This is a genomic window from Acidovorax benzenivorans, from assembly GCF_028680575.1.
Classification (GTDB): Bacteria; Pseudomonadota; Gammaproteobacteria; order Burkholderiales; family Burkholderiaceae_C; genus Acidovorax; species Acidovorax benzenivorans.
Window position 1 is genome coordinate 36,277 of the sequence record NZ_JAPCKI010000003.1, and the last position, 16,808, is coordinate 53,084.

Here is a 16,808-nt window from a genome sequence, read left to right on the forward strand (position 1 = left end):
TGACGCGCCTGCGTCAGTTCACATCAGGCAAACACGCCTGCGGTGTCTTGCATGCGGGCGGACACTTCGCCCAGGTGGTGCAGTGTGTCGCCAAAAGTCACTTCCAGCTGGGTGAGCTTCTTGAAATAGTGGCTCACGATGTACTCGTCTGTCACGCCGATGCCACCATGCAGTTGCACGGCCTGCTGGCCCACAAAACGCATCGACTGGCCCAACTGCACCTTGGCGCGGGCCATGGCGGCGCGGCGTTCGGCAGCGGGGGCGCCCAGCTTGAGGCTGGCGTAGTAGCTCATCGAACGGGCCAGTTCCAGTTGCATCTTCATGTCGGCCACGCGGTGGCGCAGGGCCTGGAAGCTGGCGATGAACACGCCGAACTGCTTGCGCTGGTTCATGTATTCGACAGTGATGGCCACGGTCTTGTCCATCACGCCCACGGCCTCGGCGCAGGTAGCGGCGATACCGGTGTCCACCGCCAGTTCCAGCGCGGCCAGGCCGTCGGTGGTGATGAGCGTGGCGGGGGCGTTGGTGAACTTCACTTCGGCGGCACGGCTGCCGTCCTGCGTGACGTAGCCTTGGGCGGTTACGCCCGCGGCGGTGCGCTCGACCAGGAAGAGGGCGATCTTGCCGTCCAACTGGGCGGGCACGATGAATGCATCAGCTTTGTCACCGGCAGGTACTACGCTTTTGATAGCTGTTACCGCATATGCAGATTGCGCTTTAGCCGCTTTTGCCTCGCAAACGTCCAGGCGGTAGCGTGCCTTGCGCTCCTGCTGGGCCAGCACCACCAGGGCTTCGCCACTGGCCACGCGGGGCAGCCAGGCCGATTGCACGTCGGCCGGTGCGTAGTGCGACAGCACGCTGCTGGCCATGAAGGCCTGCGCGATGGGCTCCAGCACGATGCCGCGGCCCAGTTCTTCGGCCACCACCATGGCGTCGATGGCGCCCTGGCCCATGCCGTCGTGCGCTTCGGGTACGGTGAGGGCGGTCAGGCCCAGCTCGGCGAGTTCGCTCCAGGCGGCGCGGTCAAAACCGCCAGCGGCCACGGCGGCGCGGCGGCGCTCGAACGTGTAGCCCTTGTCCACCCACTTGCGCACGGCGTCGCGCAGTTGTTCCTGGTCGTCAGAAAAATCGAAATCCATGTTCTTGTCTCCTGGAGCTTGGGATCAGCCGAGGACGGTCTGAGCCACGATGTTGCGCTGCACTTCGTTGGAGCCACCGTAGATCGTGGTCTTGCGCAGGTTGAAGTAGGTGGACGCCAGTGGCGCATTGGCGGTGACACCGCCAGGGAAGTCGCCCTGCCAGCCCGCTTCCATGGCCTCTTCGATGAAGGGCATGGCAAAGGGGCCTGCGGCCAGCATCATCAGCTCGGCATAACGCTGCTGGATCTCGCTGCCCTTGATCTTGAGAAGGCCAGCAATGTCGAGCGAGTTCTTGCCCGATTTTTCGGCCGACAACACGCGCAGCACCAGCATTTCGAGGGCCACGATGTCCACTTCGAGCAGTGCGATCTGGTCGCGGAAGCGCTGGTCGTCCCACACACCTTCGGCCTTGGCGATGCGCTTCAAGCGCTCCAGTTCGCGCTTGCTGCGGTTCACATCGGCGATGTTGGTGCGCTCGTGGCTCAGCAGGTGCTTGGCGTAGGTCCAGCCCTTGTTCTCTTCGCCAATCAGGTTCTCGGCGGGCACTTCGACGTTGTCGAAAAACACCTCATTGACTTCGCATTCGCCGTCCAGCAGCTTGATGGGGCGTACGGTGACGCCCTTGGACTTCATGTCCAGCAGCAGGAAGGAGATGCCGGTCTGGGGCTTGCCCTCGGTGCTGGTGCGCACCAGGTTGAACATCCAGTCGCCATGCTGACCCAGGGTGGTCCAGGTCTTTTGGCCGTTGACGATGTACTTGTCGCCCACGCGCTCGGCGCGGGTCTTGACGCTGGCCAGGTCCGAACCCGATCCGGGTTCGCTGTAGCCCTGGCTCCACCAGACTTCGCCGCTGGCGATGCCGGGCAGAAAGCGCTTTTGCTGTTCGGCATTGCCAAACGCCATGATCACCGGCGCCACCATCACGGGGCCGAAGGGGATGATGCGCGGCGCGCCAGCGAGGGCGCATTCCTCTTCAAACAGGTGCTTTTGTACGGCCGTCCAGCCGGGGCCACCAAACTCTTTGGGCCAGCCAAAACCCAGCCAGCCCTTTTTGCCCAGAATCTTGGCCCAGCCCTGCATGTCTGCACGGGTCAGGCGCAGGGCGTTGTGCACCTTGTGCGAGATGTCCTGGGGTAGGTTGGCGTGAACCCATGCGCGAACTTCTTCGCGGAAGGCCTGCTCTTCGGGGGTGAATGCGAGATCCATGCGGTGCGTCTCCTAATGATGTTGCATTTGTAGCACGGTCGTTCGTTTTATTCCTGTCCGGGTGGCGACATGGGACTGAAGTCAGGGGAAATGCCCAGCTCGGCGCACAGCCGCTGCACGGTATTGCGGAGGGCGGCCACTTCGGCCTCCAGGGCGTCCATGCGGGCCTGCAGGGCGGGCGATGGGGCGGCGGTGGTGCTCCCGGTGGCTGGCTGGCTGGCGGTGGTGTCCACCGGCCCGCACATCAAGTGGGCCCAGCGCTGCTCGCGCGCGCCAGGAGCGCGGGGCAGCTGCACGACCAGCGGGCCACCCTTTTCGGCACTGCGCTCCTGCAGCTCGTCCAGAAAGGCTTCTACCGACGAAATGTCCGCAAACCGGTACCAGCGCTCGGCGTTGATGCGCAACTCACCCGCCGTCTGCGGGCCGCGCAACATCAGCAAGCCCAGCAGCACGGCCGACTGCTCGGGCACGCCCACGCCACGCTGAAAGTTGTGCTCCCAGCGCGTGGTGCGGTTGCCGCTGCTCTCAAACGCCAGCGTCAGCAGCTTGAGCGAATCCAGCGCCTCCTGGGCCTCGGCGTCGCTGAGCTGCATCACCGGGTCGCGGCTGGTTTTTTGGTTGCAGCCGGTGACCAGGCCGTTGAGCGACATGGGATAGCTGTCGGGCACGGTGCGTGCCTTCTCCATCAGCGTGGCGAGCACGCGGGCTTCGTGGGGGGTGAGAGGGCGGGTGACGGGATCGAAGGGCATGGCTGGGATAATCCGGGGCTGATATGAAGAACATCGTCATTTTGATCTCTGGCGGCGGCTCGAACATGGCCACCATCGTCCGCACGGCGCAACAGGAGCAATGGGAGCAGCGCTACGGCGCCCGGGTGGCGGCCGTCATCAGCAACAAGCCCGATGCCGCCGGGCTGGTGTTTGCACGAGAGCACGGTATCGCCGCCGAGGCGCTGGACCACAAGGCCTTTGCCAGCCGCGAGGCGTTCGATGCTGAGCTGGCGGCCATCATCGATCGCCATCAGCCCGCCCTGGTGGTGCTGGCGGGGTTCATGCGCATCCTGACGCCAGGGTTTGTGGCGCACTACGCGGGGCGGCTCATCAACATCCATCCTTCGCTGCTACCGGCCTTTACCGGGCTGCACACGCACCAGCGCGCCATCGACGCGGGCTGCAAGTTTGCGGGCGTGACGGTGCACCAGGTGACGGCCGAGCTGGATGTGGGCCCTATCCTGGACCAGGCCGTGGTGCCGGTGCTGCCGGGCGACACCGCCGAGACGCTGGCGGCCCGGGTGCTGACCCAGGAGCATGTGATCTACTCCCGCGCCGTGCGGGCGCTGGTGCGGTCCCTGTAGCGGGTGGGGGCAGGGCGAGGCAGGCCGGGCGCGTGGTGTGCCCACCGCTCCCAGCCCGACAGGGGTGTTTGCTACCAAATTTATAGCTATAAAGGCATGATGCACTGGCGCATCTGGCCGATTTGAATCAGATTTTTTGTCCAAGGCCCCACCCACTGGCCCCGGGGCCGGTTTCTGGCTCGCGCAGCTCGTCAACTGACGGGCGAATCGCACTGCGCGGCCAGAAATCAGGGGCGCGCCCGGAGGGCGCCGCCGGGTCGTTCACACCTTGTCAGGCCACGGCGCTCAGGCTGCTGGTGTTTGACGCCGTGCGCCAGTCGCTGGCTGCGCGTTCGTACTGCTGCCGCGCAAAGTCGGCCAGCCGCGCCAGATCGTTGCGGCCAGTGGACTCGGTGCTGTTGCTGGTGGTGGACTGGACCTGGCTGGTCAACTGGTCGATGAACGTTTTGGACTCGCTGGCGCTGATGCTGGCATCGCCGTCGGTGTCGATCGCGTTGAAAAGCGCCGTGATGGCGTCCTGCTCCACCGTGCTGGTTCCGCCCGCCAGGCGCTCGGTGGCCGAGACCACGCCGTCCTCGTTGGTGTCCAGTGGGTCGTAGCTGGTCGTCGAGCTGCTGTCGGACGCGGCACCAGCACCCCCTGCGCCGCCAGGGCCACCCGGCCCGCCAGGGGGTGGCGGCATACCACCCGTGGCCTGCATGCCGCCTGTACCCGCGCCAGGCCCAGAGGGGCGGCCTGCATCGAACTCGGCCTGTGTCAGGCTGCCGTCGCCGTCGGTATCCAGCTGGCTGAACGCGTCGTCGCTGCTCACGCCGGTCTGGCTGGCGGTGCCGCCGGACATGGCCTCCAGCAGGGCCTGCAGCTCGGTCTTGCTCACGGCACCATCGCCGTCGCTGTCCACCTTGCCAAACAGGTCGTCGCCCGCCTGGCCGGTGGCGTTGGTGGCGGAGCTGCTGCCTTCGCCGCTGCGCGACTGGGCAAACGCCATGGTGGAAGGGGGCGGTGGCAGCACGCTTTGGAGGGTCTTGCCCAGCTCGTCGGCATTGAGGCTGCCGTCGCCGTTGGCGTCGTATTGCTGGACCAGGTCTGCCGCGCTGGTCTGGCTGCTGACGCCGTTTTTTTTCGCCACGTCGTCCAGCAGGCCCTGCAATTCGGTGTCGCTCACGCCGCCGCTGCCGTCGGCATCGATTTTGGACAGCAGCCGCTCCGGCGAAGGCCCCGGGCGCGATGCCCGCTGCACACTCGCACTGGACCAGGCACTGCTGACGCTACTGATGGTCGTCATCGTCGTTCCTTTCGTTCCAAAGGTGGGTTGGTGCCGGGTCCTCCACTGCGGAGGCCCTCAGCCATGGCCCGAGCCCATTCTTTGGGGCGCGTGTCTCCGGGGTTTGTCTGCTTTGTACCAAGGTCGATACAAAGGGCGGCAACAAGGCCCGAACAAGGGGGCAAAGGCCCGCCAGATTGCCCCGAGGAGGGGTGCGCAGGCTCCCTAAACTTGGGGCGTCCTTTTGTGCCTGTACCCGCCCATGCAACACATCCTGGTGGTGGACGACGATGTCGAAATCACCACACTGCTCACTGACTACCTGACCCGCTTTGGCTATGCAGCCCACGCGGCCTGTGACGCGCAGACGATGCGCGCCCAGATGGCCGCGCAGCCCATCGGGCTGGTGGTGCTGGACGTGATGCTGCCCGGCACCGACGGCATCACGCTGGCGAGGGAGCTGCGTGAGCGCTCGCGGGTGCCGATCATCATGCTCACTGCCCGCGCCAACCCGTATGACTGCGTGCTGGGGCTGGAGATGGGCGCGGACGACTACATGGGCAAACCCTTCGAGCCGCGCGAGCTGGTGGCTCGCATCCAGACCGTGTTGCGCCGCACGCGTGGCGCCGAGGCTCCTGTCCACCAGGGGCCTGACGAAGTGGTGCGGTTTGATGGCTGGACGCTGCACAGCCTGGAGCGGCACCTGGTGTCGCCTGGGGGCATGGTGGTACCCCTGTCGAATGCCGAGTTCCGCCTGCTGTGCACCTTTTTGCGCATGCCGCGTCGCGTTTTCAGTCGCGACCAGCTCATGGAGCAGGCCCGGGGGCGCGCCATGGATGCGTTCGAGCGCAGCATCGACCTGCTGGTGTCGCGCCTGCGCAGCAAGCTCGCGGACGACCCACGGTCGCCCTCCATGATCCGCACCGTGCGCGGTGCGGGGTATCTGTTCAACGTGCAGTCGCTGCAAGGGCAGGTAGGGTGGCCTCACTGATGCCTTCGCGCCTGCGCGCAGCAGCCCAGCGCTGCGTGCCCGACACCCTGTTTGGCCGGCTCGCGTTGCTGCTCATCGCCGCCGTCATCGTGAGCCATGTGCTGGCGCTGACCCTGATGTTCGAGCTGCGCCCCGCCCACCCAGGGCCCCCACCGGGTCCGCCGCCGCATGTGGTGGCCTCGGATGGGCGACCGTTGCCGCCGCCGGGGCCCGCGCAGGGCTTGTGGAACGCACCGCCTTCGCTGCAGCTGGGCCTGCTGCTGGACATCAGCGTGCGCCTGGCTGCGCTGGTGGCTGCGGCATGGTGGGCGGCGCGCTGGCTGTCGCGCCCCATGCATCGGCTGGCCACGGCCGCACAAGAGCTGGGGCGCGACATCCACCGCATGCCGTTGCCAGAGGACGGCACGCTGGAGTGCCGCGACGCCAGCCGCGTGTTCAACCAGATGCAGGCGCGCATCCGTCAGCAGCTGGCCGAGCGCGACCGGTTTGTGGCAGCCGTGTCGCACGACTTGCGCACGCCCCTGACCCGGCTGCGCCTGCGCACCGAAAGCCTGGGCGACGCCCAGGCGCAGCAGCTGTTTCGGCGCGACATTGCCGAGATGGACGCCATGATTGCCTCCACGCTGGACTACCTGCGCGGCGTGGCAGGCGCCGAGGCCTGGGTGCTGCTCAACGTGCAGGCCCTGGTGGACAGCATGGCAGACGACCAGGTGGCCATGGGGCACTCGGTGTCGGTGGCTGGGCAGGCCGCCCCCTTGCGGGTGCAGGCGGTGGCGCTGCGGCGTTGCCTGGACAACCTGGTGGGCAATGCCGTGCGCTACGGCGGCAGCGCCGAGGTCACGCTGCACGATGCGGCGGACGCCCTGACCATCGAGGTGCGCGACCACGGCCCCGGCCTGCCGCCCGAGGAGCTGGACCGGGTCATGGAGCCGTTCTACCGCGTCGAGGCCTCGCGCAACCGCCAGAGCGGCGGGGTGGGGCTGGGGCTCACCATCGCCAGCGACATCGTGCGGCGCCATGGCGGGCAACTGGCGCTGCGCAATGCACCGGGCGGCGGGTTGGTGGTGGCAGCGGTGTTTTCGCGCACAGTCGCTGGATATCAGTAGGGCTCAGGCGGCGGGGGCTTCGCCCTCCCATTTTTCAAACCGCGGGCGCAGTACGCCATCGATGAGCACCTGCTCCTCAAACATGGCGGCCGGCCGCACCCACAGGCCGCGCTGGCCGTACAGCGCGCGGTACAGCGTCATGGGCTCCAGCGTCTCGCTGTGTCGCACGGTGTCGATCACTTCATAGAGCATGCCCTTGTAGTGGCGGTACAGGCCGGGTGGCGTGCGGATGAGGTCGGGCAGGTCGTCGTCGGTCATGGTGCTGCGGTGGCGTGAGTGGTTAGGATGGGGGCTGAAAAAATCCAACCAGAGTGAGGGACGCCCGTGGATCAGGCAGATTTTGTGCACATGGTGCGCATGAGCGAGCATGCCAGCGCCGACAACAGCCGGGCATACCGCCGCAGTGTGGCAGCGTTTGCGGCACTGGGTTATGCATGGGTGCTGGGGTGTCTGGCGCTTGCCGTGGGTATTTTGCTGTGGGTGGTGCCCCAGTTGCTGCAGGGGCGCTTTCGTTTTGCAATGCTGTGGGCCCTGCTGGGTGCTGGAGGCCTGCTGTGGGTGAGCCTGCGGGCGCTGTGGGTGCGGTTTGACGAGCCGGAAGGCGTGGAGATCACCGCACTGGATGCCCCCGACCTGTTTGAAGCGCTGGCGCGCATCCGCCGCAAGATCAAGGGCCCGCCCATCCACAAGGTCACGCTGACCGACGAGTTCAATGCCAGCATCCAGCAGTTGCCGCGTTTTGGCCTGCTGGGCGGCGCGGTCAACCACCTGAGCATTGGCCTGCCCTTGTTGATGGCGCTGGACCGGCCGCGTTTTTTGGCGGTGCTGGCGCATGAATACGGCCACCTGCGGGGCGACCATGGCCGCTTTGCGGCCTGGATTTACCGCACGCGCCTGTCGTGGATGCGCCTGAACCACAGCTTGGCCGACGACGAAGGCCCGGTCGCCGCCGCCACGCAACTGTTCATGCGCTGGTACTTTCCCCGGTTTTCTGCCAAGACCTTCGCGCTGGCCCGCCAGGACGAGTACGAGGCCGACCGCATCGCCGGCAAGCTGCTGGGCCGCGACGTGACCGCCGCTGCCCTGGCTGAGATCGATATCCGGGGTGCGTGGCTGCAGGCGGAGTTTTGGGGCAACCATTGGTGTGCTGCGGCGGGCAATCCGTTGCCGGTGGGCCCCTACCGCAGCATGCGTCGTGCCTTGGCCAAGGCACCCGACGCAGCCTTTGCCAACGATGCCTTGCGCCAGGCGCTCAAGCGCCTGAGCAACCTGGACGACACCCATCCCGGCCTGCGTGACCGCATCGAGGCACTGGACGCCACCCCCACGCTGCCCGACTGGTCGCGGGGCAACGCGCTGGCCCTGTTGGGCCCGGACGCCAAGCGTTGGGTGACACATTTCGACAAGCAATGGTGCCGCGACAACGCCAGCGAATGGAAGCAGCACCACGCCTGGCTGGGGCGTGTACGCGCACGCGCCGAGGCCCTGGGCGCATCGACTGCGCAGAGTAGTGCCGCCGACCTGGTGGAGCTGGCCCGCCTCAAGCGCCACCTGGACCCGCACGCCGATGTGCGCGCGCTGTACGAGCTGGCGCTGCAGCGCAGCCCCGAATACCCCGCTGCCCTGCGTGGACTGGTGCCTTGCCTGGCGGAAGATGATCGCGAGGGCAAGCTCCAGTTGCTGCACCGGTTGTGGGAGACGGGCAGCAGCGACCGCTATTGGGCCGCGCGCACGGCGCTGGCCGAGCTGGAGGCCCCGCGCCTGGGGCTGGACCACGATGCGGCCGCTTTCAAACAGTGGCGCAAGCGGCTGGAGCGAGCGCAAGAGTCTGAAGAGAGGGCCTGGGAAGAGCTGTCGGGTACCTCGTTCTTCAGTCAGATCGTGCGGCACGACCTCAGCTCCTTCGAGCTGGCCGAACTGCAGTCCGAACTGGCCCGCTGCGCCCCTCTGGCCCGCTGCTGGCTGGTGCGCAAGAACCTGCGCGAATACCCTCAGCGCAGGGCCTATCTAGTGTTTGTAGAGCTGCCGGGCATGGACGATGAAAGCCGCTACCACCTGTGCCGCGCCCTGGAGCGTAACCTGAGCCTGCCTGGTCCCGCGCTGGTGCTGTGGGCAGGCGAGTCGCCGACGCTGCAGCAGATCGAGCGCTCGGCGTTTGAACCTATTTATTCACGATGAGGGGGTTAGCTTCTGTGCGCTTGAATGGAATTCTTGGTTGTAACCTCACTGCGCAGTAACTCCGGTCTATGCAACTGGCGCGACCCAGGCCAGTGCCCCCGCGCAAGGGCCGCCCCGCCGCGCTAGGGGGCGTCCCCCTCCGGGGGAAGGCGCCGAAGGCGACTCAGGGGGGCTTCAGGGTGGGACAATCGGGGGATGCATCCCAAAGTTCTTCTCGACGCCTGCGCCGAACTGGTCAGGCTCACCCTCACGTTTGAACACCCCGCCGACGCGGTGGTGTCACGGTTCTTCCGCGACAACCGAGGCCTGGGGCCGCGCGAGCGCGCCACGCTGGCTGAAACGGTTTACACCGTGTTGCGCAAAAAGCTGCTGTTTGACCACATGGCCCCCTCGGGCTCGGGCCCCAAGGAACGCCGCCTGGCCATCCTGGGTTTCTATGGCCCGCGCGACTTCCTCAAGAGTGCGTTGACCGATCAGGAAAAGAACTGGCTGGACCAGTGCGATGCGGTCACGGTCGATGACCTGATGGAGCGCCATCGCCACAACCTGCCCGAATGGATGGTCAAACCCCTGAAGGACCAGTTGGGAGATGGTTTCTGGCCGCTGGTGGCAAGCCTGGCTCAGAGCGCTCCCCTGGATTTGCGCGTCAATGCCCTCAAGGACAAGCGCGCCGATGTGCAAAAGGAGCTGGCCAAGGCGGGCATCAAGGCGCATCCCACACCGTATTCGCCTTGGGGTCTGCGCATTGACGACAAGCCTGCGCTGACCAAGCTGGAGGCCTTCACGCGGGGCGCCATCGAGGTGCAGGACGAGGGCTCGCAGCTGCTGGCCCTGTTGCTCGACGCCAAACGTGGCGAGATGGTGGTGGACTTTTGTGCGGGCGCAGGGGGCAAGACGCTGGCCATTGGCGCGAGCATGCGCAGCACCGGGCGCCTGTACGCTTTTGACGTGTCGGCACATCGCCTGGATGCGCTGAAGCCCCGCCTGGCACGCAGCGGCCTGTCGAACGTGCACCCCGCAGCCATCGCCCACGAGCGCGATGACCGCGTCAAGCGCCTGGCGGGCAAGATCGACCGCGTGCTGGTGGACGCGCCTTGCTCGGGCCTGGGCACCTTGCGGCGCAACCCGGACCTCAAATGGCGCCAGTCGCCCAAGGCCATCGAAGAGCTGGTGGCCAAGCAGACCGCCATCCTGGACAGCGCCGCGCGCTTGCTCAAGCCCGGCGGCCGCCTGGTGTATGCCACCTGCAGCATCCTGCCGCAGGAAAACGAGGCCATTGCAGAGGCCTTCAGTGCAGCCCACCCCGACTTTCAGCTGCTGGATGCGGGTGAGTTGCTGGAGCAGCTCAAGGTCGAAGGTGCCAAGGGCTTGTGCAGCGGTGGTGCATCGGGCAGTGGTTATTTGCGCTTGTGGCCCCATCTGCATCAGACCGACGGGTTCTTTGCCGCCATCTGGGCCAAAAAGGACTGAAATGCTGGGGGTAGGGCTCTAAACCAGCGTAAATACGGTGGATTCCCCTGATCCGTTCAGAGGGCAGCCATCTAAAATTAGCGACCTGTTTCGTTGGTGAGCGGGTTCTCTGTAGTAAGGTTTTTGTGAATATGCTGTTACCCGATTGGGCTGTACTGAACGCCGCCATCGACTGGCTGGGGCATGGGTTGTGGAACCTGGCCTGGTGGCAGGTCGTGCTGTACACCCTTGCCACGACCCACATCACCATTGCGGCGGTCACGATCTTCCTGCACCGCGCGCAAGCGCACCGTGCACTGGACCTGCATGCCATCCCCTCGCATTTCTTCCGCTTCTGGCTGTGGATTGGTACCGGCATGGTCACCAAGGAATGGGTGGCCATCCACCGCAAGCACCACGCCAAATGCGAAACCGTGGACGACCCCCACAGCCCCCAGACCCGTGGGCTGGACACCGTGATGTGGCGCGGCGCCGAGTTGTACCGCGCCGAGTCCAAGAATGCGGAAACCATCAAGAAGTTCGGTCACGGCACACCCGATGACTGGATGGAACGCAATGTGTACACCCGCTACGGCTGGCAGGGCGTGGGCCTCATGCTCATCCTGGACCTGGCCTTGTTCGGCGCTCTGGGTGCTGCAGTTTGGGCGGTGCAGATGCTCTGGATTCCGTTCTGGGCGGCGGGCGTGGTCAATGGCGTGGGCCACTATTGGGGCTACCGCAACTTCGAGGCGCAGGACGCCAGCACCAATTTGTCGCCCTGGGGCATCATCATTGGCGGCGAAGAGTTGCACAACAACCACCACACCTATCCCACGTCGGCCAAGTTTTCGGTCAAGCCGTATGAATTCGACATTGGCTGGGTGTACATAAGCCTCATGAAGAAAATCGGCTGGGCTACCGTCAAGAAGGTGCCGCCCAAGCTGCAATTGGGTGACGTCAAGCCCGTGGCTGATGAAAAGACGCTGGAGGCCCTGATTGCCAACCGCTACGAGGTCATGGCCGGTTATGCCCGTGGTGTGCGCCAGGCCTGCAAGGAGGAAATCGCTGCGCTTAAGGCCCGCCAGGCAGATGTCTCGGTGCTCCAGGCGGCCAAGCGCTGGCTGCCCCGTGATGCCGAGAAGGTGCCAGCCATCGCGTTGCCGCAACTGGCCCAGGCCCGTGCTGCACACCCTGCGCTCGACAAAATGGTGACCATGCGCGAGGAACTGCGCCAGCTGTGGCTCAATACCTCCCAATCGCGCGAGCAGCTCACGGCAGACCTGCAGGCCTGGTGCCGCCGTGCGGAAGAAAGCGGGATTTCCGCGTTGCGCGAGTTCTCGCTGCGACTGCGGGCTGCGCAGGCCTGAAGCGGACGCGCTCCGCACCCGATCCCAAAAAGGCCTTGCCAAGCGGCAAGGCCTTTTTCTTTGGGGCTCTCGCTCATCGCACGGTGCGCAATGCGCCGTGATGTCCGAGGTTCTTCGCCGCCTTTCGAGGGCGCCTGAGGGCCGTGCGCAGCCCCTGCATGATCTTGAGCAGCAGCCCCGGCACGGCGGGTGCTGCCTCCATGAGCTGAATCTGGGCGGGGTGGTGAAAGGGGTTGTGCAGTTGGACCCAGGTAGCCTGTATCTGCCCGCTCAATGGCAGGTGTTCACCCGCCTTCAGCCGCGTGTGCGGCGGTGTGTGCAAGGCTTCTCCGCAGGCTGTCGGGGCCCAGCGCACGGCCACTTCCCCTTGGGATGTGTGCAGCGCGATGCCGGGGGACAGGCAAAGCCAGAGGCTCTGCCCGGGGCCCAGAGCTAGTAGTGGGGGCGTGGTGGGTGTGCGGGGTGAAGACATGGTGCCGGGCTCCAGGAAAAAAGGACTGCGAGGAAGCCCAAGCGTAGGAAAAGTTGCCTTGGTTCAACAGGTACACGCACCGGAACAGGAATGTAGAACAGCATCGATTGCTGGGGTGCTGTTATGGTTCTGGTTGCGTCTTCCTGTATCTGTACCCGTCAGCAGCATTCGGGCACGATCTGCTGCCGCGCCCGCGCTGCTTGCTGCGCGGCACCGTCCCACGCCACGCCATGTCACAACATTCTTCCGATACCCGGGATGCTCCGCTGTACCGCCGACTGGCGGCCTTGTACGAACAGGCGATCGCCGCTGGCAGCCTCACGCCTGGCATGCGCATGCCGTCGGTGCGCGAGCTGTGCCAGCGGCACCAGGTCAGCCTGACCACGGCGCTGCAGGTGCTGCGCCAGCTCGAATCCCAGGGCTGTGTGGAAGCGCGTGATCGGGTGGGCTACTTTGTGTGCGAGCCGGGTGGAGTGGTTCTGCCCGGCGCCCGCGAGCCGGAGCTGCATGAACCTCTGACCCAAGACCCGCGTGTGTTTGCAGGTATCAACGAGCGTATTTCCGGCTTTCTCGATAAGGCCCGCCGTGCCGGACCCCTGCCGCTGGACCTGGGCAGCGCCATGCCTGCCCCCAGCCTGTTCGACGCGGCCGCGCTCAATCGGCTGGCCCACGGCCTGCTGCGAGAGCAGCCGGACATTCTGGTGTACGGCCCCTCGGCGCCCACGACCCACCCCGAGTTCCAGCAGGCCATGGCGCGGCATGCGCTCACCTTTGGCGTGTGTGTGGCGCCTGCCGACATTGGCGCGACGCATGGCAACTCCGAAGCTGTGAACCTCGCGCTGGATGCGGTGGCAGAGCCGGGGGACGTGATTGCCGTGGAATCCCCCACGTTCTTTGGCATCCTGCAGGCCATCGAGGTGCGCGGGCTGCGTGCGCTGGAGATCCCGAGCAGCCCGCACACCGGCATCTCGCTGGAGGCGCTGGAGCTGGCTGCGCGCAACGAGCCCCGGCTCAAGGGTGTGGTGGTGGTGCCCCATCTGCAGATGCCCCAGGGCAGCGTGATGCCCGACGCCCACAAGGAGCGCCTGGTGGGGCTGTGTGTGGAGCATGGGCTGGCGCTGATCGAGGACGACATCTACCGAGAGTTTGTGGAGTCCCCGCGCGTGTTGCGCCCTGCCAAGGCGTGGGATCGCCAGGGAGACGCAGGCCAGGTGATCTACTGCGCATCGCTCAGCAAGAGCTTCGCGCCGGGCCTGCGCCAGGGCTGGATGAGCGCAGGCCGCTGGCAGGCCCGTGTGCAGATGATCAAGTTCGCGCGCACGCGCAACATGCAGACCTGGTCGCAGCTGCTGGCGGCCCGCAGCGTGGATTCTCCGGCCTATGAGCGCCACATGCGCCGCATGCGGGCACAACTGCGCATCCAGCGTGAACAGGCGGCGCGGGCGGTGGCGCGCTACTTTCCGGCGGGCACACGCCTGAGCCTGCCTCCGGGTGGCCTGAGCCTGTGGCTGGAGCTTCCAGTCGGTATCTCTTCCACGCGCCTGTATGACGAAGCGCTGCAAAACGGCATCCGTGTGGCGCCTGGGCCCATGTTCTCCAACACGGGGCGGTATGAGCACTTTCTGCGCCTGAGCTGCGGCATGCCGTTCACGGCCGAGGTGGAGGCGGGCTACCGCACGCTGGGCGCCTTGCTGGCCGCGCAGATGGCTGAGCTGCCCGTGCCGCGCAAAGCCGCCTGAGTACACCCTGCAGAGGGTGGCCCGGTGGTGTGCGACAGGCAAAAAAAACCGCCCTGGAGGGCGGTTTTTTTTGAAGACAGGAACGAGGCTGAATTACTTCAGCTTCATTTCCTTGTATTCCACATGCTTACGAGCTTTTGGATCAAATTTCATGATCAGCATCTTCTCGGGCATGGTCTTCTTGTTCTTGGTCGTGGTGTAGAAGTGGCCGGTACCCGCAGTGGATTCCAGCTTGATCTTGTCGCGTCCGCCTTTGCTTGCCATGGTGCTTCTCCTTAAGCCTGACCACGTGCACGCAGGTCTGCGAGCACCGAGTCGATACCGTTCTTGTCGATCAAACGCAGGGCAGCGCTCGAAACACGCAGGCGAACCCAGCGGTTTTCAGTCTCGACCCAGAAACGGCGGTATTGCAGGTTCGGCAGGAACCGGCGCTTGGTTTTGTTGTTTGCGTGGGAAACATTGTTCCCAGTCATGGGCTTCTTGCCCGTTACGTCGCAGACGCGTGCCATGAGGACACTCCGATACTTATTAACGGCCGTTCGCTGAGCCCTGGGCTGTTTGCCCAGGTTGGCTTGCGGCCTCACCTCGCCAGAAAGGGTGGCGGTAACCCGATTTGCTTGGTTTCAGGTGCCGCAAAAACGGGCCGAATTCAGCAAAGCCGCAGATTATAACCTGCAGCTTATTTTTTCATCAAGCTTCCTGTTCGAGGAAGCGCTGCGCGTCCAGCGCGGCCATGCAGCCTGTGCCTGCACTGGTAATGGCCTGGCGGTACACGTGGTCCTGCACGTCGCCTGCAGCAAACACGCCGGGTACGCTGGTCTGGGTGGCAAAACCCTTGAGCCCGCCCTGGGTGATGATGTATCCGTTATCCATCTCCAGCTGGCCCTGGAAGATCTCGGTGTTGGGTGCGTGGCCGATGGCGATAAAGCAGCCCTGTAGCTTGATGTCCTCTGTGCTGCCGTCCTGGGTACTCTTGACGCGGATGCCCGTCACGCCCGTGTTGTCGCCCAGCACCTCGTCCAGGGTGTGGAACAGCTTGAGTTCGATCTTGCCCGCTGCCACTTTCTCATGGAGCTTGTCCACCAGAATGGGCTCGGCCTTGAACTTGTCGCGGCGGTGCACCAGGGTGACCTTGCGGGCGATGTTCGACAGGTACAGCGCTTCTTCCACCGCCGTATTGCCGCCGCCGACCACGCAGACGTCCTGCTCGCGGTAGAAGAACCCGTCGCAGGTGGCGCAGCCAGACACGCCCTTGCCCATGAAGGCTTCTTCCGAAGGCAGGCCCAGGTATTTAGCCGATGCGCCCGTGGCCAGGATCAGCGCGTCGCAGGTGTAGGTGCCGCTGTCGCCGGTGAGCGTGAAGGGGCGCTTGCTGAAATCGACCTTGTTGATGTGGTCGAAGATGATCTGGGTCTTGAAGCGCTCGGCGTGCTCCAGAAAGCGTTGCATCAGGTCTGGGCCCTGCACGCCATGCACGTCGGCGGGCCAGTTGTCCACCTCGGTCGTGGTCATCAGCTGGCCGCCCTGGGCCATGCCGGTGATGAGCACCGGGTTCAGGTTGGCGCGGGCGGCATAAACCGCTGCGGTGTAGCCCGCAGGGCCAGAGCCAAGGATCAGAACTTTCGCGTGTTGGGTGGTGGACATGGTAAAAGCCTGTGTTTTGCGCCCGCTACATGGGGCGCTGTTGGGAAAGCTGGGGGTTGAACCGCCGAGTATCAACCGACGTCCGCTCGCAAGAGTGGCCCCGTTTTCAATCACGGTGATTGTAAGAACCCATTGATAACCCGTTGCGGCGCCGGTTGGGTCGCCCCCTGAAAGGAGATGTTTGCATGTCCACGATGTTGTCCAACCTCGACCTGCTGCGCCGGGTGCCTTTGTTCTCGCTGCTGACCGTGGCGCAGGCCGAGGTGATCAGCGGCGCCGTGATCAAGCGCCGCTTCAAACGGGGCGAGGCACTGGTGGAGCAAGGGCAAAAGTCCAATGCCCTGTTCATCCTGCTCACAGGGCGCGCCCGCGTGATGACCTCGGACAGCCGGGGTCGCGAGGTGATTCTGGCCACACTGGCTCAGGGTGATTACCTGGGCGAGATGAGCATCATCGACAACGAACCCCACTCGGCCACGGTGCGCGCCGAGGTGCAGACCGACGTGCTGATGCTGGGGCGTGCGGAGTTTGCACGCTGCCTCACCGAGAACGCGTCCATGTCCTTGGTGGTGATGCGCGGGCTGGTCAAGCGGCTGCGCCACGCCGATCGCAAGATTGAGTCACTGGCGTTACTGGATGTGTATGGCCGTGTGGCCCATGCGCTGCTGGACTTTGCGGTGCCCGATGCGCAGGGGCAGCTGGTGATCAAGGACAAAATCTCCCGCCAGGACCTGGCCAAGATGGTGGGGGCATCCCGCGAAATGGTCAGCCGGGTGATGAAAGACCTGGAGGAGCGTGGCTTCATCGAGGCGTTGCCCAGCGGGGCCACCTTGCTCAAGGACCGCCTGAACGCGCTGGGCTGAGTTATTCATCTGTGGGTGGTACTTTGCCGTCGGCCC

Annotated in this window: 17 protein-coding genes; 8 read left to right on the top strand and 9 right to left on the bottom strand. The window is 65.2% G+C overall.

Translation table 11 applies throughout. The features are described 5' to 3' along the window. Positions 1–23: 23 nt before the first annotated feature. Genes OIN59_RS06080 through OIN59_RS06090 form a run of 3 tightly spaced genes read right to left on the bottom strand, consistent with a single transcriptional unit; the run spans position 24 to position 3,094 of the window. The gene (locus OIN59_RS06080; protein ID WP_274108151.1) at positions 24–1,139 is read right to left on the bottom strand and encodes an acyl-CoA dehydrogenase family protein; all 1,116 of its coding nucleotides are present in this window, start codon (positions 1,137–1,139) and stop codon (positions 24–26) included. A gap of 24 nt (positions 1,140–1,163) precedes the next feature. Then, entirely contained in the window at positions 1,164–2,345 is a 1,182-nt protein-coding gene (locus OIN59_RS06085; protein ID WP_274108153.1) for an acyl-CoA dehydrogenase family protein, read from the bottom strand. A gap of 47 nt (positions 2,346–2,392) precedes the next feature. After that, entirely contained in the window at positions 2,393–3,094 is a 702-nt protein-coding gene (locus OIN59_RS06090) for a YceH family protein (RefSeq protein WP_274108155.1), read from the bottom strand. Between the two features lie 23 nt (positions 3,095–3,117). Here OIN59_RS06090 and purN point away from each other — a divergent pair, with 23 nt between their 5' ends. Then, on the top strand, positions 3,118–3,699 hold the full coding sequence (purN, locus tag OIN59_RS06095; RefSeq protein WP_274108157.1) for a phosphoribosylglycinamide formyltransferase: 582 nt from the start codon (positions 3,118–3,120) through the stop codon (positions 3,697–3,699). Positions 3,700–3,970: 271 nt separating this feature from the next. On the opposite strand, the gene xopAW is transcribed toward purN, so the two are convergent. Further along, complete coding sequence (xopAW, locus tag OIN59_RS06100) at positions 3,971–4,984, bottom strand: XopAW family type III secretion system calcium-binding effector (RefSeq protein WP_274108159.1); 1,014 nt, start codon at positions 4,982–4,984, stop codon at positions 3,971–3,973. Positions 4,985–5,225: 241 nt separating this feature from the next. On the opposite strand from xopAW, the gene OIN59_RS06105 reads away from it, so the two are divergent. Beyond that, on the top strand, positions 5,226–5,954 hold the full coding sequence (locus tag OIN59_RS06105; protein WP_274108162.1) for a response regulator: 729 nt from the start codon (positions 5,226–5,228) through the stop codon (positions 5,952–5,954). Next, entirely contained in the window at positions 5,954–7,060 is a 1,107-nt protein-coding gene (locus OIN59_RS06110) for an ATP-binding protein (RefSeq protein WP_274108164.1), read from the top strand. Before OIN59_RS06105 ends, OIN59_RS06110 begins: the two co-directional genes overlap by 1 nt. A 3-nt stretch (positions 7,061–7,063) precedes the next feature. Here OIN59_RS06110 and OIN59_RS06115 read toward each other — a convergent pair whose 3' ends face one another. After that, on the bottom strand, positions 7,064–7,318 hold the full coding sequence (locus OIN59_RS06115) for a DUF1653 domain-containing protein (protein WP_274108166.1): 255 nt from the start codon (positions 7,316–7,318) through the stop codon (positions 7,064–7,066). A 66-nt stretch (positions 7,319–7,384) separates the two neighbouring features. Here OIN59_RS06115 and OIN59_RS06120 point away from each other — a divergent pair, with 66 nt between their 5' ends. From OIN59_RS06120 to OIN59_RS06130, 3 genes are all read left to right on the top strand, one after another. Next, positions 7,385–9,238, top strand: a complete 1,854-nt coding sequence (locus OIN59_RS06120) for a M48 family metalloprotease (RefSeq protein ID WP_274108168.1) — start codon at positions 7,385–7,387, stop codon at positions 9,236–9,238. A gap of 195 nt (positions 9,239–9,433) precedes the next feature. Then, entirely contained in the window at positions 9,434–10,708 is a 1,275-nt protein-coding gene (locus OIN59_RS06125; protein WP_274108178.1) for an RsmB/NOP family class I SAM-dependent RNA methyltransferase, read from the top strand. Between the two features lie 131 nt (positions 10,709–10,839). Continuing rightward, positions 10,840–12,054, top strand: coding sequence for a DesA family fatty acid desaturase (locus tag OIN59_RS06130; protein WP_274108186.1), 1,215 nt, complete (start codon positions 10,840–10,842; stop codon positions 12,052–12,054). A 73-nt stretch (positions 12,055–12,127) separates the two neighbouring features. Here the strand turns inward: OIN59_RS06130 and OIN59_RS06135 are convergent, their stop codons facing one another. Then, on the bottom strand, positions 12,128–12,526 hold the full coding sequence (locus OIN59_RS06135) for a hypothetical protein (RefSeq protein WP_274108188.1): 399 nt from the start codon (positions 12,524–12,526) through the stop codon (positions 12,128–12,130). Between the two features lie 230 nt (positions 12,527–12,756). On the opposite strand from OIN59_RS06135, the gene OIN59_RS06140 reads away from it, so the two are divergent. Beyond that, complete coding sequence (locus OIN59_RS06140; protein WP_274108190.1) at positions 12,757–14,265, top strand: aminotransferase-like domain-containing protein; 1,509 nt, start codon at positions 12,757–12,759, stop codon at positions 14,263–14,265. A gap of 93 nt (positions 14,266–14,358) precedes the next feature. Here the strand turns inward: OIN59_RS06140 and rpmG are convergent, their stop codons facing one another. From rpmG to trxB, 3 genes are all read right to left on the bottom strand, one after another. Further along, the gene (gene rpmG / locus OIN59_RS06145; protein ID WP_008904999.1) at positions 14,359–14,529 is read right to left on the bottom strand and encodes a 50S ribosomal protein L33; all 171 of its coding nucleotides are present in this window, start codon (positions 14,527–14,529) and stop codon (positions 14,359–14,361) included. A gap of 11 nt (positions 14,530–14,540) precedes the next feature. Next, on the bottom strand, positions 14,541–14,774 hold the full coding sequence (gene rpmB / locus OIN59_RS06150) for a 50S ribosomal protein L28 (RefSeq protein WP_010463481.1): 234 nt from the start codon (positions 14,772–14,774) through the stop codon (positions 14,541–14,543). Between the two features lie 181 nt (positions 14,775–14,955). Next, positions 14,956–15,909, bottom strand: coding sequence for a thioredoxin-disulfide reductase (gene trxB / locus OIN59_RS06155; RefSeq protein ID WP_274108196.1), 954 nt, complete (start codon positions 15,907–15,909; stop codon positions 14,956–14,958). Positions 15,910–16,094: 185 nt separating this feature from the next. Here trxB and OIN59_RS06160 point away from each other — a divergent pair, with 185 nt between their 5' ends. Next, entirely contained in the window at positions 16,095–16,772 is a 678-nt protein-coding gene (locus OIN59_RS06160; protein WP_055403075.1) for a Crp/Fnr family transcriptional regulator, read from the top strand. The last annotated feature ends 36 nt before the right edge of the window (positions 16,773–16,808 follow it).